The 22,182-nt window shown below is 40.3% G+C and carries 14 protein-coding genes and 1 riboswitch; of the genes, 5 read left to right on the forward strand and 9 right to left on the reverse strand.

The window, feature by feature from the left end; genetic code table 11:
- Position 1: 1 nt before the first annotated feature.
- From thiS to HMPREF9444_RS08680, 5 genes are all read right to left on the reverse strand, one after another.
- On the reverse strand, positions 2 to 202 hold the full coding sequence (gene thiS, locus HMPREF9444_RS08660; protein ID WP_009144040.1) for a sulfur carrier protein ThiS: 201 nt from the start codon (positions 200 to 202) through the stop codon (positions 2 to 4).
- On the reverse strand, positions 203 to 919 hold the full coding sequence (locus HMPREF9444_RS08665) for a HesA/MoeB/ThiF family protein (protein WP_009144041.1): 717 nt from the start codon (positions 917 to 919) through the stop codon (positions 203 to 205).
- The gene (gene thiE, locus HMPREF9444_RS08670; protein ID WP_009144042.1) at positions 919 to 2,415 is read right to left on the reverse strand and encodes a thiamine phosphate synthase; all 1,497 of its coding nucleotides are present in this window, start codon (positions 2,413 to 2,415) and stop codon (positions 919 to 921) included. Before thiE ends, HMPREF9444_RS08665 begins: the two co-directional genes overlap by 1 nt.
- Positions 2,405 to 3,919 (reverse strand): phosphomethylpyrimidine synthase ThiC, encoded by a 1,515-nt coding sequence (gene thiC, locus HMPREF9444_RS08675; protein ID WP_009144043.1) that lies wholly within the window; start codon positions 3,917 to 3,919, stop codon positions 2,405 to 2,407. The genes thiE and thiC overlap by 11 nt, the downstream gene beginning before the upstream one ends.
- A gap of 27 nt (positions 3,920 to 3,946) precedes the next feature.
- Positions 3,947 to 4,051: riboswitch (TPP riboswitch) on the reverse strand.
- Positions 4,052 to 4,470: 419 nt separating this feature from the next.
- The gene (locus tag HMPREF9444_RS08680) at positions 4,471 to 9,315 is read right to left on the reverse strand and encodes an autotransporter outer membrane beta-barrel domain-containing protein (RefSeq protein WP_148514420.1); all 4,845 of its coding nucleotides are present in this window, start codon (positions 9,313 to 9,315) and stop codon (positions 4,471 to 4,473) included.
- A gap of 123 nt (positions 9,316 to 9,438) precedes the next feature.
- On the opposite strand from HMPREF9444_RS08680, the gene HMPREF9444_RS10995 reads away from it, so the two are divergent.
- Positions 9,439 to 9,582, forward strand: coding sequence for a hypothetical protein (locus tag HMPREF9444_RS10995; protein ID WP_156791215.1), 144 nt, complete (start codon positions 9,439 to 9,441; stop codon positions 9,580 to 9,582).
- Positions 9,583 to 10,001: 419 nt separating this feature from the next.
- Here HMPREF9444_RS10995 and HMPREF9444_RS10650 read toward each other — a convergent pair whose 3' ends face one another.
- From HMPREF9444_RS10650 to lpxK, 3 genes are all read right to left on the reverse strand, one after another.
- The gene (locus tag HMPREF9444_RS10650) at positions 10,002 to 11,552 is read right to left on the reverse strand and encodes a GGDEF domain-containing protein (protein ID WP_009144045.1); all 1,551 of its coding nucleotides are present in this window, start codon (positions 11,550 to 11,552) and stop codon (positions 10,002 to 10,004) included.
- A 138-nt stretch (positions 11,553 to 11,690) separates the two neighbouring features.
- Complete coding sequence (gene kdsB, locus HMPREF9444_RS08690) at positions 11,691 to 12,446, reverse strand: 3-deoxy-manno-octulosonate cytidylyltransferase (RefSeq protein ID WP_009144046.1); 756 nt, start codon at positions 12,444 to 12,446, stop codon at positions 11,691 to 11,693.
- Positions 12,447 to 13,514 (reverse strand): tetraacyldisaccharide 4'-kinase, encoded by a 1,068-nt coding sequence (gene lpxK / locus HMPREF9444_RS08695; protein WP_083801152.1) that lies wholly within the window; start codon positions 13,512 to 13,514, stop codon positions 12,447 to 12,449.
- A 349-nt stretch (positions 13,515 to 13,863) separates the two neighbouring features.
- Here lpxK and HMPREF9444_RS08700 point away from each other — a divergent pair, with 349 nt between their 5' ends.
- From HMPREF9444_RS08700 to HMPREF9444_RS08710, 3 genes are all read left to right on the forward strand, one after another.
- Positions 13,864 to 15,147 (forward strand): amidohydrolase, encoded by a 1,284-nt coding sequence (locus HMPREF9444_RS08700; protein WP_009144048.1) that lies wholly within the window; start codon positions 13,864 to 13,866, stop codon positions 15,145 to 15,147.
- Between the two features lie 65 nt (positions 15,148 to 15,212).
- Positions 15,213 to 17,792 carry an endopeptidase La gene (gene lon, locus HMPREF9444_RS08705; RefSeq protein WP_009144049.1) on the forward strand — a complete coding sequence of 860 codons (2,580 nt, stop codon included), beginning with the start codon at positions 15,213 to 15,215 and terminating at the stop codon, positions 17,790 to 17,792.
- A 204-nt stretch (positions 17,793 to 17,996) separates the two neighbouring features.
- The gene (locus HMPREF9444_RS08710) at positions 17,997 to 19,289 is read left to right on the forward strand and encodes an MFS transporter (RefSeq protein WP_009144050.1); all 1,293 of its coding nucleotides are present in this window, start codon (positions 17,997 to 17,999) and stop codon (positions 19,287 to 19,289) included.
- Positions 19,290 to 19,498: 209 nt separating this feature from the next.
- Here HMPREF9444_RS08710 and HMPREF9444_RS08715 read toward each other — a convergent pair whose 3' ends face one another.
- Positions 19,499 to 21,082 (reverse strand): ABC transporter permease/substrate-binding protein, encoded by a 1,584-nt coding sequence (locus HMPREF9444_RS08715; protein WP_009144051.1) that lies wholly within the window; start codon positions 21,080 to 21,082, stop codon positions 19,499 to 19,501.
- 219 nt (positions 21,083 to 21,301) lie between these two features.
- Between HMPREF9444_RS08715 and HMPREF9444_RS08720 the strand changes: the two genes are divergently transcribed.
- On the forward strand, positions 21,302 to 22,182 hold an 881-nt coding region (locus HMPREF9444_RS08720; protein ID WP_040909457.1), incomplete at its 3' end, for a threonine aldolase family protein.

Below are 22,182 nucleotides of genomic sequence, written 5' to 3' on the forward strand. Positions count from 1 at the left end.
ATTAACCTCCTGCAACCAAGGTGAATACATCAAGGTGCATATTTTCTTCTAATTTAAAATCACTCCAAGTCGCCTTGGGAATGATGTTTTCGTCCACGGCACAGGCAGTACCGTCAGGTGTCAAGCCCCTGTCTTTAATAAACTGAGCCAAGCTTAAGCCGTTATCTACTTCAAGCTCTTCTCCGTTAAAAAAAATCTTCATTTACCCTCCGCATACCGGGCAAGAACGATCTTTAGTTAAACCAAGCTTTTTTACCGTATTGTTTTTCAAATCAAAAAGCTGAACATAACCTTTAAGATCGGTATTTCCGTTTAATACCTGCAGCGCAAGCATCGCCGCAGCCGACGCCATCATGGACGCTGCCGGACCTAAAATACCTGCCGGTTTTAAATCAGGCAAAAGGCCTGCAAAACACCGATAGCAACCAAACTTTTCAATAAACTCAGGATCGGCATACCAAAAGGCGCTGAGGATCCCGCGATACCCGCCTACAGCTGCATGAATGTAATTTATCCGTCGTGCAAAACAGGCTTTGGATATAAACATTCTCGTTGCCGAGTTGTCGCTTAAGTCAAGAACTAAATCCGCCCCCGCAGCAAACTCCTCGAAATTTCCCGAATTAATTTCAGGAAAAACTCCGACTTCAGCCCTGTCATCAAGTTCAAGTATCGCTTTTTTACAGATTTCGGTCTTTTTATGTCCGATATCATGCATGCGATATAAAACCTGACGATGTAAATTTGACAAAGAGACGCAATCACCGTCGGCGATAGTAAGCTTGATAACGCCAGCACCTGCCAAAAGGTAGGTACACAAACCGCCCAATCCGCCTACTCCGACAACGGCTACTTTCTTTGAAGCTAAAAGTCCTGAAGATCCCTTAAAATCAGGCAGCAACTCTTGACGGGCATAGCGCATCAGATTTCATCTCCGCCGTTTTTGCACAAATTAAGCCACTTTTGCGTTGTCAAAAGAGGATCGTCTGATTGCGTGATCCCGGTTATAAGCGCAACCGAACCTACCTTGGTACTTAACACATCGGCAAGGTTATGCAGTTTAATTCCGCCTATTGCTACAGTCGGGACTACGTTTTCAAGCAAAGCTGCTTCATGGGCAAGCTTCTCAACGCCCTGCGGCTTTGAAGGCATAACTTTTGACTTAGTCGGGAAGATATGCCCTAACGCAATATAAGAAGGATTTAACTGCAACCCCTTTAGCATTTCATAAAGACCGTGAGTGGATACACCAAGACGCAATCCTGATTTTCTAATTTTCTCAAGATCGGCTGTCCGCAAATCTTCCATGCCAAGATGTACACCGTAAGCACCCGCGGCAATTGCCAAATCGTAATGATCGTCAATAAACAGACGAGCCTTATAAGTTTTACTTAAAAATACGGATCGTTTTATTTTCTCGGCTAATTGAGGATCGTTTTTGTCCTTAATTCTAAGCTGAATGGTGCGTACACCCATAGCAAGCAAGGTTTCAACCCATTCTACGCTGTCAACGACAGGATAAAGCCCCAATTGTGTCGGACATAACGGGAAAGGTTCCGCTTTTTGCGGGAAGCCTTCCTCAAAAATTTCCGGAAAATATTTAAGGCTGCAGATTAATCCGTGATGTCCTACAGGCGGACGACCGCCATCGGACTGCAAATCCGGATCTAAAATTCCGTGATAAACATAAGCTTTAGCTAAAACTGCAGCATCTTCAGGAGCATAGTCTTTGGCAAGAAGCGCCGCAAGAGCTGACGACAAAGCACAGCCGCCGCCGTGAGCACCGTCGCCTGCCGCTTTAGGCAAACGCATCATGAAAGAAAGTCTTTCAGATACGAATACGTCATCTGCGGTTGCAACGCTGTCACCTAAATGTCCGCCCTTAATAATGACGTTTTTAGCTCCCATCTTCACAAAAAAGCGACCAAGCTCAAAAACTCCGTCTTGTTTCAGGCGAGCCTTGTCCCATCCTGCAAGTTCTAAAGCCTCAGGCAAATTAGGAGTAAAAATAGTCGTAACTTTTAAAATCCTGGACAAATTGGATTTAAGATCGGCGCTTTCAAGCCTTCCGGCTGTAGCGGTCAAAACCGGATCCCAAACGACTTTTACTCCTTTAAGCTTAGTTTCAAGAGCAGTCAAGAAAATATCAAGCGTCTTTCTATCCGGCATGAGACCAACTTTAACCGCACTTATCTCTTCCCAATCACTTAATGCAACATCAAGCATATTGGAAAACATTGCTGCAGAAATATTCTCAATACCGGCAACCCTTTTTAAAGACTGCGATGACACGGCATTAACCAAAGGCAAGCCCCAGGCACCATGATCATGAATACTTAAAATATCTGCAGTAATTCCGGCACCGCCGCCAGAGTCAACGGTAGCGGCAATTAATACCAAAGGTCTTTTACTTGTCATATTTTGCTTTAATCCTACGGTTTAATCTCATCGGACAAAAACGAGGTCCGCACATAGAGCAGAAGCTGGGCTCATGAGCACATTCATCCGGCATCTGAGCTTTCCATACTTGATAGGCATGTTCAGGATCTAAGGATAAAGCAAACTGATCATACCAACGGAATTCAACACGGGCACGGCTCATGGCATCATCACGCAGCTGCGCACCGGGCAAGCCCTTGCCTAAATCTGCAGCATGCGCTGCAAGCTTAAAAGTAATAAGTCCCTGCTTCACGTCCTCGGCTGTAGGCAGAGCCAAATGCTCGGACGGAGTTACATAGCAAAGCATGGAAGTGCCGCGATAAGCAATAAGCGCACCGCCGATTGCCGAGGTAATATGATCCTGTCCCGGAGCAATATCGGTCACAAGCGGTCCTAAGGTATAAAAAGGAGCGTCATGACAATATTTTTCTTCCAAATCCTGATTCTCGTAAACGCGATTTAAAGGCACATGCCCAGGACCTTCAATAAAGCACTGCACTCCGTTTTCACGGCAGCGCAAAGCCAATTTGCCGATTTCCTCAAGCTCACCGTATTGTGCTTTATCACAGGCATCGCAAATTCCGCCCGGACGCAGCCCGTCACCTAAAGATAACGCGACATCATATTCGCGGCAGATTTCCATTAACTCGTCAAAGTGATCATAGGCAAGGTTTTCTGCATCATGACGCAGCATTACCGATGCCATAATCGATCCGCCACGGGAAACAATACCGAGTACGCGTTTGGCCGCATAAGGCATCAAATACTCACGAAGACCTGCGTGAATGGTGAAATAATCAACACCTTGTCGAGCCTGATCTAAAACAACCTGACGAAATACCTCCCAAGTTAAAAGTGAAGTATCGCCGTGTACCCGCTCTAAAGCTTCATAAACAGGAACGGTACCGATAGGAACCGGAGAAGCACGCAAAATGGCCTCACGCAATTCTAAAATTCCGTCTCCCGTCGATAAATCCATAACTGTATCGGCACCGAACTTAAGGGATTGATGCAATTTAGCAATTTCTTCATCATATCCGGAAGAAACCGCGGATGCTCCGATATTGGCATTAACTTTAACGGAAAATTTCTTGCCGATAACCATCGGCTCGCATTCAGGATGATTTACGTTGCATGGAATAACCGCACGGCCTGCAGCCACTTCTTTAGCTACATCCTCAGCAGTAAACGGCATATCCGATCCGTATTTATAAGACTCGCGAATTGCAGCATACTCCATTTCTTTGGTAATGATGCCTGCTTTAGCGTAATCAAGCTGGGTCTTCTCTTTACTATTGCCGCGAGATGCAATCCACGGAGCGCGGATCTTCGGCATAGCTTTAGCATTAGGATCAGAACCTTCTACGGTTGAAAGCAGAATTTTCTCATCATTTGAAAGAGTAAGCTCGCGAAAGGGAACGGCAACATCATCCGTGCTGCCTTTTATGAAAATCTTTTTTTCGGTAGGTTTTTTAAAGGTCATGCGACATGCTCCTTAAAATAAAATTATGCATGTCGAAGTCTTGTTTCCTCCGCAGGAATTAACCTGATCAGGTACAACGGATTTTGCTTACGCAATCTCAGCCTCAAATTTAAGGCACTCCGACAAGCAGATTTATTATGCTATCTGAAAACTAAAAATTCAAATAAATAAATACTTTTTTAGCTGATTTAGCATACTTAAATAAATTCATTTCTACAGAAAAATATTCGGTGATAAAAGACTGTATCAGAGCACACAGAGTACACGATATGAATTTTAAATAGAAAAAGATCCGCCTTTTACTGTAAACGCTCAATTTATAGTTCTAAGAAAAATTTTTACATTTCTAAATCTACGATACGTACGTAAATTCTTAAAAATCAGATCTTGATATATTGTAAAAAATTAAGAGTAATAAGAAAATTCAAATAGGGCCGCAAGAGGCAAACTTTCATGAAACGTCAGTTGAAAGCGCGGCCCAAAGCTTTTTAGCGCCGGGACTAAGACATTGCTTTAATCCCGACGCTTTTTGTCTTTTAGGAAGGTTTTAATTAAAAGCTGTGCTTAAATCCTCCCGATACAGTGTAAGTATTGTCGTTGTCAGCTCCGAATACCTGCTCTCCTTCAATAAAGAAGTATGTGTTCTCAGAGCTTTGTACCGACAGACCTACACCTGCCGAATACCAGGTGTCGTCATTTTCATATGTGACATCCATAACGCCGGTATTGTCGTATGCATAAATATCCTGGTCACCTAAGAACTCATGCAATACGTCTGCTCTTGCATACAAAGTTACCGGAGTTTCGGTATTAAAGTCTTTACCGGCTCTAAAGCCCACTCTGCCTATCAAGCTGTGAATAGAGTCAAGGTCTACCTTGGTGCCGTATGAAGTGGTATAGTCGGCTCCGGTTACATAGGAATACTGCAGCTGGGCCTGCGGCTCGATGTAGTAGTTATAGGAGTTAGAGACCTTCCAGCCGTATTCGGCGGAGATTGATGCCACCTCATTGGTATAATCACCGTTAACGTTAACTCCGGTTCCGGACAAATTGAAGTCAAAGTCATTCTTTAAATGTCCGTACTTTAATACCAAATCGGCATACTGACCGTCATTGCCAAGATAGGTGGTATAGAACCAGACGCCGTATCTTTCGATATCGCCGTCACCGTCAACGGTATGGTAATCAATCTGACCGTTCATATAGTCAAGAGCAAAGCCGGTATGAAATTCACCGTAGTCGTTAACATCTCTTTGCTCAAAACCTACCTCAACCATAGTGTTATGAGTTCTGAAGGAATCATCCTTACCGATATTGTCATGACGCAGTCTGACCCAGACTCCGTGGTCAGTATCACCGACGAATCTTGCCTCACCCTGACGCTTGTTTAAAGTGTCCATATAGACAGCATTGGCGTAGTTGGCGCGGGACATGTCAACTATGGTTTTGCCGGCATCAGATACTTCTCTATCTTTAACCGCGATAATCTTAAAGTTGGTGGTTTCATCATCAACAGTTTGACTATAACCTTCGTCTTCAGAACTTAACAAGGCAATCTTAGCTGCTCTGTTAGTTGTACCTTCTCCAAAAATGGCCTCTACAGTATCTTTTCCCGGTTTTGAGTTGTTTAACTCCGTACCGTCATACAAGTAATTTTCCTGATTGAGAGCATAGCTGTCGGTTCCGACTTCGTACTCAACGTTAAAAGTGCCGCCGGTATTAACACTACCGACACTGAATGTCACATCAGACCCGGCACCTACAGTGGCAAAGCGTAAGCCGTCATGTCCGTTGTTGATTTCACTTTCTGCAACGACTTCGGTAAGATTGATGTAGTAATTGCCGTTAGCCTGCTTCATATACAGCATATTACCGTTAGATACGTTATTACCGTCAAGATTCATAGTAAAGACCGCATCACCTGTTATGCTGCCGATGGTTAAAGCTTGCCCGCCGTCTTCTGGAGTTGTTACGTTCTCATCATTAGAATTGTAAGCAGTCAAATCAATTTCAGGTACTACTTCTGAATATCCACCGTAAGAATCAGTAGTAATACTGCTTATCCAGCTCTGTCCGGTGACATTCCATTTAGAGGAATCCCCCATAGTAAGGTTGACATCACCTGAGGATAAAATCGAGCTGCTGAAAGCAGGGTTAAAGTAGCTCCCTTCTTCTCCTGTCGCTTTGTTATTATCCACTCCGGTATCGGCATCCTGATAGTCATCGGCACGCCCGGTCAATTCACCGCCGTTGCCCAAATCTACATTCAAAATACCGTTGTTACCGGCAAGGAGATTACCATTAATGATAATTCTGGCATTAGAATTATTCTCCGGTCTTATATCTACCAAACCTTCATAAGCTGAAAGGATGTCACCGGAAATATAACTATGAATAGTATTACCTTGATCATCTGTAGTATCAGTATATGCCACCGTAACTTTAGCTCTATCTCCTTCAGCTACATCCTGATTCACCTTTTCAGGGGTCAATTCCACTCCAGTACCAGCCGCTATCGCAACATCCAAACTGTTGGGACTTTTATCATACTGGTTGGTCGATATACTTGCGTAACCGTCAATTAAAATTGAAGTACCTTTAACATCTCCGTTATAAGCCCATACTACACGCTCCAGCTGGTTTTCATTTTGATACTCAGCGAAAGTACGTAAATCGTTGGAGATTCCGGACAACTTGATATTAGCACCTTCCTCCGCATATACAGCTGAAATGACAGATTTGCCTTTAAATGCTTCCTCTCTTTCCAGATCTCCTGCACCATCAATGTAAGCATAGGAATAAATCCGGTTCTCCCGAGCTGCCTTGTCTTCACTTTCACTGCCGCCAATGAACACATTAGTGCCGCTGCCGTGAGCATACACAGCGCCTAACAATTGGTTATCATTACCGGCTTCTAATGTTACGGAGCTGCCGCTGGTAGTGTATACGGCATAACCGTTGCCATAACCTTTTTGTGTCTTTTTACCCTTAGTTTCATCATCAGCAGAAATCAAATTATCAGCTTCTGCATTCAATAAGATTTTAGAAGCTGATGAATATAAACCATAAACATTCTCAGCATCCTCAGCACCTGATACTGTAATACTATTACTATCAGTAGAACCAGTAACTGTTACAAAAGCATTTGTTGCAGCTCGAACTCCATAAGCAACAGATGTCAATTGATTCCCTTTTGCATTTAACGTCACCGTTCCGCCATTGCCTACATCAGAATAATCTGAGGCAATAATGCCCGTACCTCCGGCATCTATACTGTTATATCCCTGCTCAGCGATAATATCTATCGATGAATCTTGATAAGCAACAACACCCGCTGAATTTGTTTGTAAAATATTACTGGCAGTTTGCGATAGCAAAGAAATAGTAGATTTTCCTCCTAACGCATATAATGCATTACCAGCTGTAATATTATTATTTAACTTACTTGTAACCGTTGCAAAAGAGCTGAAAGGCGCAGAATCATAACTGCCAACATAAATTCCGTATGCACCTATATCATCATTATTCTCATTACACAACGCATTAATAATAGTACCGCCATTCTGAGCAGTCAGTACAACCTCTCCTCCGGCAACACTAACAGCATTGCTGTTTCCCGTTCCACTATCCGCAGTATTGTTAGTAGTGATTGTAATATTATTAGATGCTGTTAAATTCACGTTATTTGTATATCCGCTTTCAGCATTGTCAGCATAATGGGTTTGAATACCAAAAACACTACCAGAACCAGTTGTTGAATTTATGGTAATATTATTTGCTGATAAAAGTATGTTGTTATTATTGATCTTATCTCCTGCAATGGAAGAATAAATGCCAATTGAATTACCATTATCAACAAAAGAGCTACTAATATTAATGTTTCCAGATGAAGAAAATACATTATTTCCTGAATTTTCTGAATATATACCAGCCACACTACCCGGCACGGAATTTAATGTAGAAGCTGTTACATCTATAATTATTCCTTCATCTCCAGAATTTAGTAAAATATTTCCTTTATTATTTTTTGCGTAAACACCTGCTGTTGAAGGCGATAAGCTACTGTTTTTTCCTGTTACAGATATAAATATCTTATCCGAATAAACTTTTATATCAGAGTTTGTTTCGACAAAGTTGTTTTGTTCATTCAGTTCTGCTACATAAATACCCATTGCTTCATTATCAGCAGAAACATGAATTTCCGTATTCTGTGCTAAATTATTTTCTTGATTAATTAGAACATCACCAAAAGCAGCATTGATACCGTAAGCGCTACCATTTGTTACATTTGATACATTAATTATGTTGGAAGATCCAGTTAAAGATACCGAAGCTTCATCTCCATTTACATTAATACCATTATCTGTAGCTTTTATCCTGTTCTCATTATCAGCGTCTAAAGTAACCGTTCCTGATTCTACATAGATGCCATTCTTTCCTATAAAATCATCGGTTATCGGCTTACCGTCTTTATCCAACACATTGTCTTCAGAGTTAAAACCGATATAGTTATTCACACCGTCAAGCAATACACTGCCGTTATCGTTATTTACAAATATACCGCTTTCTTTACCACCGATATAATTATCTTGATCTGCAAGAGCATTAAATACGGCGTCGTCTCCGGAATCATTAGGCTCAATGTAAATACCGTTTGCATCTCCATAAATTACATTAATGTAATCATCTTCGGTTGTTCTTAATAATGAACCAGTTGATGAAGCCTGTGCCTTTAAATCAACTTGACCGCCGCTTAAAACAACACCGTTAGTACCTGCTGAAATCTGGCTCTGCTGTGAAGTAATTTCAATATTGCCGTCTGTAGCAAATACGCCCTGACTGGTTGATGTTATGGCTATAGAACCATTTTCTGCTTTTACAGTAGTTTTACCCTCGTTTTTATTTATAACTCCACCATAATTTTTACCGGAGCTATTATCTTTGCTTTCAATTGAGATGTTTCCTTGTTTAGCTACTACAGATAAGTCATTTTTAGATCCAGTAGCTTCTGTACCTACATTATTGTAAACAGCACCTCTGCTCTGAGCCAAAATCTTAATATTACCTTCATGAGATGTCAGATCAATACTGTTTAAATGATCCGCTTCAGTAAATAGTGCATCTTGCGCTGATGATACTGAAACATCTCCGGCAACATCAACAATAATTTTCTTTTCCATTCCTTCAGGAATAGCCATATCAGTATTAACATCAGTAATCGCATAGATACCCTTGCTACTAGAAGACTGCGTTGTATCTATTACAAGCTCACCTGCTTTTATATTACCAGTAATGAACAAGCCACCTTTCATACCTAACACTCCGGCGACTTCGTCCTTACCTGTAATGTTTTTAATGGTTAATTTTCCCTCAGTAGTTATAGTTGCATTGTCCAAAGCCACATCTTCAAAAGTTAAAGAATGTCCGTCTTTAACAACAACTGAATTGATGGTTGAAGCATCGGAATAAAGTGAATTATTCTTATTTTCAGGATGTGAAGAATCAAAGCTGTCTCCGCTTTGAGTTCCGTAACCGGTGACTACCGTATCTTCTTCTACGACAATCTGATGCTGCTCATTAGCAGTATTAACAAATTTTTCGATCTCTATGGCGAAGGAGGGAGAAGAAATACCTGCAAGAACTGCGGTAAGGAAGGAACTTAAGGCAACGCCTTTACAAAAGTGCTTTACCCCCCCCCATGAGGTTTTCTTTTAAGTAACAATTAGATAATACTGCCTTATAGGCACTAACAAGCATACGCATTGCGCTTTCTGTTTGTCGCATGGTTTTTACCTCGATAAATTTTCTCTATGTTGATGCTTATTATAGTTAAATTTACGTAGTGAAAATATACGAAAATCACATAAAAATCCCGTAACCACAAAATTTATTTAACTGATTTAGACGGTTTTTACGTCTAAATTAAAAAAATTATTGTGTTTTTCCTGTTTAAATCAATATAAAAAACAAATAATTAACACATTTAACGTATCAAAAGAATAATGTTTTTATTAAAGTCAAAATATACATATATAAAATTTCGTAAAAATGCACCGAAATTATGCTTATCTCTAACTTTTACTTACAGCTTCAATACCTCTTCATAAGAAACCGCACAATTACGTCCGCTGTTTTTAGCCCGATATAAAGCACTGTCAGCCTGATGAATCAAATCAATAATCGTATCGCTTTTATCATCTTTTGCTATAAGAGAAGTTCCTGCACTTATAGTTACCGGCTTATCGCATATCCCTTTATTGATAAGATTAAGACTTTCAATTTCCTTACAAAGTCTTTTAGCAATTTTCAAAACATCTTCTTGTTTTACATCAAATAAAATAATACAAAACTCCTCGCCTCCATAGCGGTAGATAAGATCGCTTCCTGCTACTTTTTCTTTTAAAACTATGGCAATCCTATGTAAGACCCTATCCCCCTCAATATGCCCCATTGAATCATTTAAACACTTAAAATAATCAATATCGAGCATGCACACGGCCATATTTTTCCTGGCAAAAGGCTTCTCGCGAATTAACAGATTAAGAGCCCTGCGGTTTAAAAGCTGCGTCAAATCATCAAGTAAAGCCAAACTTTTTAAATCTTGGTTTTGTTTTTGCAATTCAAAAGACTCCGAATAAACCTCGCTTACATCCTTAAATAAAGGATTTAACAAAGAACAAATATCCTGGATTTCTTCAATATGCCATGACATAAGCTTTTTAGGCGGAAGTTTGGTTCTTCTGAACTCTCTTATCTCTTTTGCAATCTTATAAATAGGAGAAATAATAAGGAAATGAATTAAGAAGATTTCGGCAATTACCATGATAACGGCAATAATTACGGCAGCCCGCACCATGTGCTGCACTTCTTCTACTGTATCTTCAATCTCAAAAATATCTTTTACCAAGCTGTAATTATGCTTGCCGGAAAGCAGAATGCTAAATTCTTTCAAATCATGGTTAAGCTGCAGATAACTTTCTTCAAACAACTCTTTTTTAGCATAAAGCTTATCTATCTTTACTTTTAAATCCTCATAAGCAGATAGTAAAACGGAGCACGAAGACAAAGCCTCTTTATCTATTTCATCCTGTACGCAGTAACGCTTTATTTCTTTATAATTTGCTTTAAATGTCTTTAATATTAATTCATCGTTTTTCCTTTCATATAAGGTCATGGGCATTAATCTTAATTCTTGATAAAAATCAACATCATTTCCTATTTCATTGACTTTATTAACTTTAATAAACAGCCCTCGCCGTAAAGCATAAAAATCCATTCGATCTTTATAAAATTTTGCGATTCGTTCTTTAAAAGTTTTTATTTCATCTTTATACGGATAAAAAGACGAAATATTTAAAAGACGACTTGAGTTATAAGCTTCATCAGCAAAAGTAAAGTCATTTGAAAAACGAATTATTTCGATAGAGCGCTGCAGATCTTGAAGTTTTTGCTGAATATTTTGCGTTGCAATGACGTCAGGAACGGTCTTCTCCAGAATGTAATTACTTTTTTGTTCAATAGTATTAAAGTTAGAACGCAAAAACGCCACTAAAATAAAAATGGCGATAAGAAAAGGCATCAATAAGAGTACGGTATAAAATCGAATGCTTAACGTTTTCTTTTTCCGCAGCATTTCACGCCCCTGGCAATAAAAACTCCTTATTGCTTATTGTAATTCCTAAAAATTAAAGCGGGATTTAAAGCACGCAAAACTGCATGATTAAAAGCCCGCTTAGGTCAAATTTTTGAAAAAATCTATTCTTTTTGCAAATTACTTGCGCAAAATATCATTCACCCGCAGTAAATCTGCTTCAGTATCAACTCCGGTCTCAGGAGGTCTGTCGGTAATACCGACGGCAATACTCATGCCGAAATGCAGCAAACGAAGCTGCTCTAATGATTCGCTCTTCTCCAGCATGCTCTGCGGTTTTGAATGATAATCAAGGATTGTCTTTGCCTTATAAGCGTAAATACCGATATGATGATAATGATCGTATTGAAGTTCCGTCACTTCATCTTTTCCGAAATTCTCACGTTCATACGGTATAGGACAGCGGCTGAAATATAAAGCAAAGCCGTCTTTATCCATGACCACCTTCACGCATCCCGGATCAAACACGTCTTTGACGTTATCGATTTTGGCGCATAAAGTTGCCATGTCCGCATTCTTGTCTATAAGAAGCTTTGCAACATTATCAATCAGCTCCGGCTCAATTAAAGGCTCATCGCCCTGAACATTTACGATAACGGTTTCAGGATCGAGCTTTAAAATGCCAATCATCTCTGCAATGCGATCGGTGCCGCATTTGCAGTCAAGAGAGGTCTGACAGACTGTAACCGGAACCCCGTCAAGAACATCTTCTACTCTTTTATCATCTACACAGGCAATAACTTCTTTTGCGTTTGACTTTAAAGCCTGCAGACAAACTCTTTTTATCATAGGCATGCCGCCCACATCGCATAAAGGCTTACCCGGAAGTCTAGTTGATGCGTATCTGGCGGGAATCGCTACTATATATTCGCTCATTCAAACCTCATCTTTTGGCTTATTTGAAAAATCATTGTTATTTAAACGCTTCATGGCATCCATCCGCCTTAAGGCAACCTTATTATCGCTATCTTTAATTTTCTCCATAATGTTTTCATAAAAACGATTGCTTAAATCAGCTTCAACCTCGAGCACAAAAACATTTGGCAAATCATAACGATGATATTTAATTGCGTCTTTTGCCGTCATAATAACCGGTAAGTTTTTAGCTTTTTCCCTGATTACATCAGGATCAAGACGTTCATGATCACCTGCCTGAAGGATATCTTTTACCAGATAGCCGCAATCCTCAAGCGTACGATAAAAACGTCCCGGATTACCGATTCCGGCTAATGCGCAAACTTCAGCGTTCTTGGCTAAAACCTCATTTCTTCCGTCATTGACAGAATGAGGGGCCCGCGGTCTTAATACCATAGTATAGTAGCCTGATTTTGCCATCGCCGCATTGACGACCACGGCATCTACGGTATTTAAGCGCCATTTACCTTCACGCAGCGGACCTGCCGGCAGCAGCATTCCGTTGCCCAGCATTCTGTTTCCGTCTAAAACCGCGATTTCAACATCGCGATCAAGTGAATAATGCTGCATTCCGTCATCGGTAATTATGATGTCAACTCCCAAACGGGCAAGAGCATCGGCACCGCGTGCCCTGTCAGGATCAATTATCACACGCGCATTAGTCTGTCTTTTTATAAGCAGAGGCTCATCTCCGCTTACTGAGGCATCATCATCCGCCTTAACTTCATATGGATAGGAAGAAGCTTTAGCTTTATACCCTCGAGATAAAACACCGGGGGTATAACCTAAACGCATAAGTTCTTTAACTAAAGCCACGCATAAAGGAGTTTTTCCCGATCCGCCTACGGTGATGCCGCCTATAACAACTACCGGGACATCAGGAGCTGTAGATTTTAAAACCTCTGTGCCGTATAAAAAGCGTCTTGCTGCAGTTGCAAACTTAAAGACGCAAGAAAAAGGAATAAGCGGCAAACGCATCAAAAAAGATGTTGCGCCTTTTTCGTACCAAATCTTCTCTATAACTGACAATTTCTCTTGTTTCTCTTTTTATACAGAATTCTTCTCATTGTAACAGAAAGCAATTTATTAAGATCTGTAATCTGTTACGACTTACAGTCATTTAAGCTTTTATGTTGCCGCCCAACCGCGACAAATACCCCTTAAAAGGCAGAATCTTTAAAAACATGTTTCACAAGATGTCTTTAAAAACAGTAAATTAAAGCATCGCATTTACTACTGGAAAACTATTGTCAATTGAGTTTAAACTATTCAAAATTAAGCCTTAAACGCTATAGAGCACCGTAAAAATTTAAAGGCTGCCTTACTTTCCTGCTTAATTTTCATATTCTAGGAAGCGGAGCGGATTTACCGAATTTAAATGAATAAAAATTTCTTGTCCCTGCCGGATTTTACAAATAACGATTCTGTCTTTAAAGCAATCATTACATTAAGACGCATGCTGCACGCTATGCCTGAGACCGGTTTTCACGAATGGAAAACCATGGAATTTTTAATCAATCTGTTAAAAGAAACGAAAGGAAGCATAACCTTTATGTCTCAAGAAACAGCTCAGAATCTGCGTACGCTTATACCTAAGATTGACAAACCTCATAAGTTTTTAGGCACTGACGTAACGGTTACCGGATTCAAGATCACTTTTAATTTAGATCCGGAAAATAAAAAGACTAAAAAGCATCTTGCTGTTCGCTCGGATATTGACGGACTGGCCATCCCTGAAAGTTCCGATCCTAAGCATGTCCCCGCACGATATGGATTTAACGCGGTAAACGGCGCCATGCACGCCTGCGGTCATGACGGACATATGGCAATTGCTCTAATGAGCGCATTATGGGTCAATGCAAATCTTGCTTTACTCTACAAAAGCGACTTAAGTGCTATAAGCTTTATTTTCCAACCGGCAGAGGAAGGATGCAGAGGAGCTCTTGCCGTAATTGATTCGGGCTTTTTACAAGATATCGATTTTATCTACTGTTATCATTTAGGTCTTGGCGTTCCGTCCGGATATATTGTCCCCTGTCCTTCGGATTTTTTAGCAAGCTGCAAATTCACTCTTGAAGTGTTAGGCAAAAAAAGCCACGCAGGACATCCCGAGCTTGGCATCAACGCGCTTAAAGTCACCGCATCTTTTATTGAAAAAGCGCTTAATCTTTTAGATCTAAAAAAAGGACTTTACGTCAACATATCAAATCTACACTGTGAAGGTGCTTGCAACGTAATTCCCGATCACTGTTCTCTTGACGGAGAGATAAGAGTCTTAGACGAAAAAAACCTGGATCATCTCTATTTTCAAATTGAAAAAATCATCGCAAATGAGAGTAACGCCGTACCGGGAAGCAGTTATCAATTACTAAAAAAAGGAGTAGGTCTTGGCATCCGACAAGATACAGCTCTTTGTAAAAAAGTAGAACATGCGGCACACAAACTTAAGCTTAATGTTATGCCCCACTTTAAATTCAACGCCTCGGAAGATGCCTCTCAATTAATTCGTCATCTGCAAAAACAAGGCAAACAAGGATGCTACTTTATGATTGGCTCGGATATTGCGGCCCCGCATCATAACAGTTCTTTTGATTTTGACGAAAAGTCACTTATAAACGGATTTAATGTCATAAAAGAATTAATCTTAAGTGAATTGCCTTGAAAAATAAGTACTCAAACCCCATGTAACACCAAAGTCCAATAGCTTGCTTGAGATAATAAAAAAACATGAGCGAACCTAAAAACACCAAAGACGAAGAAACCTTACAAGATCTGGTTCATAAAATTGAACACTTAGAGCATCTTGTTAAAAATCCCGGCGACAACAATAAAGAAAGCCGCACTGGACTTGGTGAGCAAATGCCCGAAGAAATGCATATCATTCCGATCTTCGGCCGCCCGGTCATGCCCAGTCAAATTACACCGGTACAGCTTTCAATTGATTGGGAAGATGTGTTAATGAAAGTAGCAGAAACCAAATCCAAGGTTTTTGCTATCTTTTCTATTGGTGAAAAACCCGGCGACAGAGACAAAATCCTTCCTGAGGACTATCCTCCAGTAGGATGTGCGGTCAAACTGCTGCATGCCAAAGCAACTAATTCCGAAATTCACTTTATTTGTGAAGGCATAGCTCGCGTCAAAATCGAGAGCTGGACTAATTATGAAAAAACGAGTCTTGCCAAGGTAAGCTATCCGGAGCCGTCTTTACCCGATCCTGAAAGCCAGGAAGCAATTGACGTTAAGGCCTATTCGATGGCATTAGTATCGTCAATTCAGGAGCTTTTGCCTTTAAATCCTTTATATACTGAGGAGATGCGCCAATACCTGCTGCGCTTTAATCAAAACGATCCGTCGCTTTTGGCCGACTGCGCCGCATCGATTTCTACCGGATCTTATTCCGAGCTGCAAAATGTTTTAAACGAAATAGAAATCCTGCCGCGTCTTAAGATGTCGCTTACCATGATAAAAAAAGAGCTTAAAGCGGCAAAACTGCAAAATAAAATTAAAGGCTCGGTTTCTGAAAAGCTCAACAAAAGACAGCGTGACTACATTCTGCGCGAACAGTTAAATGAAATTCAAAAAGAACTCGGCATTAAGATGGACGATAAAAGTGCCGACGCCATTGAATTTGAAAAGCGCATGAAAAAACTCTCGCCGCCTAATTACATTCTTGAGCGTTTTAACAGTGAGATAAAAAAGCTTAAAGTACTTGAAAGCGGCTCTCCTGAATACGCAGTGACAAGAAATTATCTTGACGTCATAACCTCAATACCTTGGGGCAAAATGTCAAAAGAATCGATCGATCTTAAAAAAGCGCGCACTATCTTAGATAAAGATCATGAAGGTCTTAAAGACGTTAAAGATCGCATCATTGAGTTTTTGGCTATCGGAGCGCTGAAAGGCGAAACCAAAGGTTCGATTATGCTGTTTGTCGGACCTCCGGGAGTCGGTAAAACCTCCATCGGCAAGTCTATTGCAAAGGCACTTAATCGTCCTTTTTTCAGACTGTCACTAGGCGGTGTTGACGATGAGTCGGTAATCAAAGGCCATCGTAAAACTTATATCGGATCAATGCCCGGCAAAATGGTGCAGGCTCTGCGTGAAACCAAGGTCATGAATCCTGTCATCATGTTGGATGAAATCGATAAGTTAGGTCGTTCATACCAAGGAGATCCGTCTGCTGCTTTACTTGAGACTTTAGATCCCGAGCAAAACAACAATTTCCTTGATCACTATCTTGATGAAAAGCTTGATCTGTCAAACTGCCTGTTTATTTGCACGGCCAATACCGTTGAGTCCATCCCGGAACCGCTTCTTGATCGTATGGATCCGATTAGACTTTCAGGATATATAGCCAAAGAAAAGCTTTTAATTGCTAAAAAGCACTTACTGCCTCGCGCTTTAAAGCAGGCAGCCATTCGCAAAGCCCAGCTTAAATTAAGTGATGAGGTGCTGCTTAAAATAATTGAAGAGTATGCCCGTGAAAGCGGAGTCAGATCCCTTGAACGCGCTATTGCCAAAATAGTAAGAAAAGCTGCCGTCAAAATTGTTGAAGGAGAAAATTCCGTCACGATCACCAAAGATAATCTTGAAGATTTTTTAGGCACGGCCCCTTTTAAGAAAGAAAAAAATATTAAAGGAGTCGGCGTGATAACAGGTCTGGCCTGGACTTCGGTAGGCGGTGCTACGCTGCCTATTGAGTCGGTGCTCGTAAACCGCGACAATAAAAGTTTTGAGCTTACCGGATCGCTTGGTGATGTTATGAAAGAATCGGCGCACATCGCCTACTCTTTCATCCAAGCAAATCTGCAGCGTTATGTAGGTAAAAAGGGAGCCGACTTCTTTAAAAAGGGTACGGTGCATCTGCATGTTCCTGAAGGAGCAACTCCTAAAGACGGCCCCAGTGCCGGAATTACCATGGCTTCATCCTTGTTATCGCTTGCCTTAAACAGCGAACCTAAGCAAGGATTTGCCATGACAGGAGAGCTGTCACTTACAGGACAGGTTCTTGCAATCGGCGGCATCCGTGAAAAAGTCATAGCGGCACGACGTATGGGAATATTTAATCTTATCGTTCCTAAAGCAAATGCAGGCGATGTGAAAGAACTGCCTTCTGAAGTAAAAGACGGAGTTAATTTCTATTATGCCGATGCTTATGATGATGTCGCTAAAGTTCTCTTTGACGAAGTCAAAAACAGACTTGATAAGATTGAAAATAAGTATAAACCGGAGTTAATCGATCTTAAAGCAGAAGAGTTGCCGCTTAAAAATGAGGAAAAGCAGCAAAACGAAGTTGCGGTAAGTTAACATCAAACTAACGGGTAAGGATGTTTTTCTTGCCCGTTTTTACATTTAAAAACATCAAATTCGTTTGTAAATCTTTATTCCTAAAGATTGTTTTTCTGCAAGTCCTTACTTATTAAATAAATAAAGTCTATACTTACCAGTAATAGCAATAACCTAAATTTAACATTAATTTAATATCTTTTTTAAAGATAAAAAGGATTCTGCGTGAACTGGAAAGTAGCCCTTGCGATTATTACGGCAAACGTAGTGTTAATGTCATCAAGTTACACTATGCTTATCCCCTTTCTTCCTATATACCTTACTAAAGAATTAAACGCGGATCCTGAAACCGCCAACTTGTGGACCGGTGCGATCTTTGCTGTTACTTTTGCCGTTTGTGCCGTTATGTCTCCTATTTGGGGAAAAATGACCGACAGCAAAGGTAAAAAGCTCATGGTGATGCGCGCGAGCTTTCTGATTGCAGTTACCTATCTTATGGGAGGTTTAGTTACCACTCCGTTCCAGCTCTTCCTGGTTCGTGCGTTTCAAGGCTTTGCTGCAGGACTGTGGCCTGCGTCTCTTGCTTTAATGTCCACCCTTATTCCTAAAAACAAAATCGGTATCGGCATGGGCATTATGCAGTCAGCCAATATTTGCGGAGGAATTTTAGGACCTCTCTTCGGCGGCGTTCTTGCCGAATCTTTCGGTATGCGTACTTCATTCTTTATAAGCTCAGGAACCTTGCTCCTTATCACTTTAATTACCTTTTTCTTTATTAAAGAGCCGAAAGTCGACAGACCTGTACAAAAAGCCGTTAAAAACGTCAAGCAGGAATCCGTTTATAAGAAGTTGCTAAGCAACCGTTCCATCAGATTGCTGTTGCTATGCACCGGTCTTACCAACATGGTTATCCTGCTTTTACAGCCTGTAATGACCGTATATATAGGCGAACTTATGGGCACTACAGAAAACCTTCTTTTAATATCGGGAACCGTTTTCTCATTGTCAGGAATTGCAGGTGCCATTGCCGCTCCTATTTGGGGTAAGCAAGGCCAAAGCAAAGGATTTTTTTATACCGAGACCATATCCCTGTGCGCTGCCGGAATCCTGATAGCGGCACAGTTTATACCCAATAGTCTGCTGCCTTTTGCTATTTTACAATTCTGTGTAGGTCTCGGATTTTCCGGAATCTTCCCCTCTGCTAACGCAATGGTGGTCAATAACACCGAGCCGGAGAACCGCGGAGCGGCTTTTGGTCTTATGTTCTCAGGGCAGCAGATCGGCGGAACCATCGGACCTATTTTAGGAAGCGTAATTGCTACATTTATCAACATCAGTATGATCTTCTTAATGTCAGGACTTCTGCTGTTATTCGTCGGTCTACTTTTCTACTTCAAAGCCCCGCGTGCTTTGCGCATCCGTACCTTGCGTGCTCCTAAGAATGCCCCTGACAAAGACTTTATAGAAAAGATTAAACAACAAGCTCAGGCCGAGCTTGAAAAAGAGACGGCAAAATAAAATCCCGATAAACTTTTGATTAAAAGCTTCTTGCATCAATGTAAGAAGCTTTTTACTTTGTTAGTAACACATATTCAGATTTTTACGTTTTTTTTAATTTAAAATATTTGTGATACTAAAATACGATATTATGCGATTATGGTTTTTTTATCCATAAAAATCAAATAAATACATATAAATAAATATAAAATTATCTAAATTTAATAGAACTATTTAATCATCCCTTTCCCTCTTAAAAATTCTTCAGCTACGTCTCTTGCGTCCATACCGTCTATATCTACCTGCATATTCATTTTACCCATAGCCTTTTCATCTATAAGGCCCTCCATCTGCTTTATCAGGGGAACTATTTCAGGATATTCTTCAAGTGCTTCACCCCTAATCAGATAAACGGCATCATAAGGCGGAAAAAAGTTATCTTTATCCTCAAGCAAAACTAAATCATTTTTAAACAATAATGCATCAGTAGAAAACGCGTCAATAACATCAACCTCACCTGAAGCAATAGCGCTATAACGAATGGAGCCGTCAAGACCTCTGACATCTGCAAAACTATTGTTATAAAGCTTTTCAAGACTTGGCAGACAATCGTCGCGATGCACAAATTCCACGGTACAGCCAAGCCGCAGCTTATCAGCCACACGCATTAAATCTTTTACTGTTTTAAGGTTATATTTACGCGCAATTTCAGGAGTAACCGCCATAACATAAGTATTATTAAAACCTATATTTTGCGAGATTTTTATACCAAAACGCTCATCAAGTCCTTTCTTAGACTGTTTATAAATTGCCGCAGGATCGTGAGAGTCCATTTTCTCATGTAAAAAATTAGGCAGAATCGTTCCGGTATAGCAGGCAAAAGCATCAAGTTCATCAGCATTCATTGCTGTAAGCTCCATAATAGCGCCGCCTAAATTATATGAACCTTCAACTTTAATATCAGTATTATTCTCAACCATTACCTGCAGCAAATAGCCTAAAATAATCGCTTCAGTAAAATTGTTAGAGCCTATCACGAGTTTTTTCTGCTGGCTTTCCAAATAATAATCATACGCAGAGGTTCCAATAGGTACAAAAACAAGTAGCATACACACCAAAACAACGCTAAAACGCTGCATGCGTCGTTTCTTTTTATCAATATTTTTAATTTGACTTGCAGGAAGTAACCCTTCCGGAGTTACTACTTTTTCAAGCTTGCCTAAAATATAGTCAAAAAACAATGCCAAACAAGAAGCCGGTATTGCTCCCAGCAACACCAAATTGACATTCTGGGAATTAAGACCGAGATTAATAAACCATCCCAGTCCTCCTGCTCCGGCAAAAGCCGCAATAGTCATCGTACCTACTGCAGCTACAGCAGAAATTCTTATTCCGGACATAATATAAGAAGCGGTTAACGGCGATTCAATCTTAAACAAGCGCTGACACGTAGACATGCCCAGACCTCTAGCTACTTCAAGCATCTTGGGAGCTATGCCTTTAATTCCTGTATAAGTATTTTTTAAAATCGGAAGCAAAGAGTAAACGATAACCATCAAAATCGCCGGTCTTTCTCCGATACCGACAAAAGGTACGGCAAAGGCTAATAATGCGATACTAGGAATTGACTGCAAAACATTTGCAAATCCTATTACAAAATCTGCAAGACGCTTATGTTTAGTAACGATAATGCCAAGAGGAACACCGATCATCAATGAAATAAAAACAGCAATCGCCGTCATATTCATATGCTGAATAAATAATTCGGAAAGCTCTTCTCTTTTATCTAAAAATAACAAAATAAAGCTTTCCATCAGTCCTTCTCCTTAGTCTGCGTTTGTGATTTATATTCGTTGGCAGTGTTTAAAACTTCAATATTCTTAATTTTAGAGGCCGCATTTAAAATTTTTTCCTTTACGGCGTTTATATCAGCAGTAGGAATCATCGGCCTTTAGGCCGGTGAGGATGTCAACATCTCACAAAAACACTAAAAAGGATTTAAACTAGTTGAAAAACAATTAAGGAAACTACTCATGCTCTCTTTTGAAAGTGACTACATAAAAGGTGCACATCCTCAAATTCTATCCGCTCTTTATAAATTAAATGAAGAGCCTTTTGCCGGTTACGGAGAAGATAAATTCACTAAAAGCGCCAAACAAAAAATTGCTGCCGCATGCAATACGGATGCAAAAGATATTTTCTTCTTAGTCGGCGGTACTCAAACAAACGCAGTCGTAATTGCTACCATGCTTAAAGCTTACGAAGGGGTAATTGCCGCTCAAACCGGACATATCAACGTTCATGAGGCAGGCGCAATTGAGCACACCGGACATAAAGTTCTGCCACTTCCTGCCCATTTTGGCAAAATTAGATCTCAAGATCTAAGTGTTTATCTAAAGACTTTTTATGCAGACGAAAACTATCCGCATATGGTATTTCCCGGTATGGTTTATATTTCACAGCCTACCGAATACGGCACTTTATATTCAAAAGCCGAACTTAACGCTATCTACGCGATCTGCAAAGAATACGGAATTCCTCTCTATATTGATGGAGCCCGCTTGGGTTATGCCCTTACAAGTACGGAAAATGATGTCTCTTTACCGGAGCTTGCACGACTGTGCGATGCTTTTTATATCGGCGGAACCAAAGTCGGAGCCTTATGCGGTGAAGCTTTAGTCTTTACCCATAATAATACTCCGAACCATTTTATAACCCAAGTTAAACAGCACGGAGCCCTGCTTGCCAAGGGCAGTCTTATCGGTATACAGTTTGATACCCTGTTTACTGATAATCTGTACTTTAGAATAAGTAAAAACGCCATTGATACGGCTCAGCAATTAATTGACATTCTTGATAAAAAAGAATTTAAATTTTTCTTAAAGTCACCTACCAATCAGCAATTTGTAATTGT

It is taken from the genome of Succinatimonas hippei YIT 12066, from assembly GCF_000188195.1.
Classification (GTDB): domain Bacteria; phylum Pseudomonadota; class Gammaproteobacteria; order Enterobacterales; family Succinivibrionaceae; genus Succinatimonas; species Succinatimonas hippei.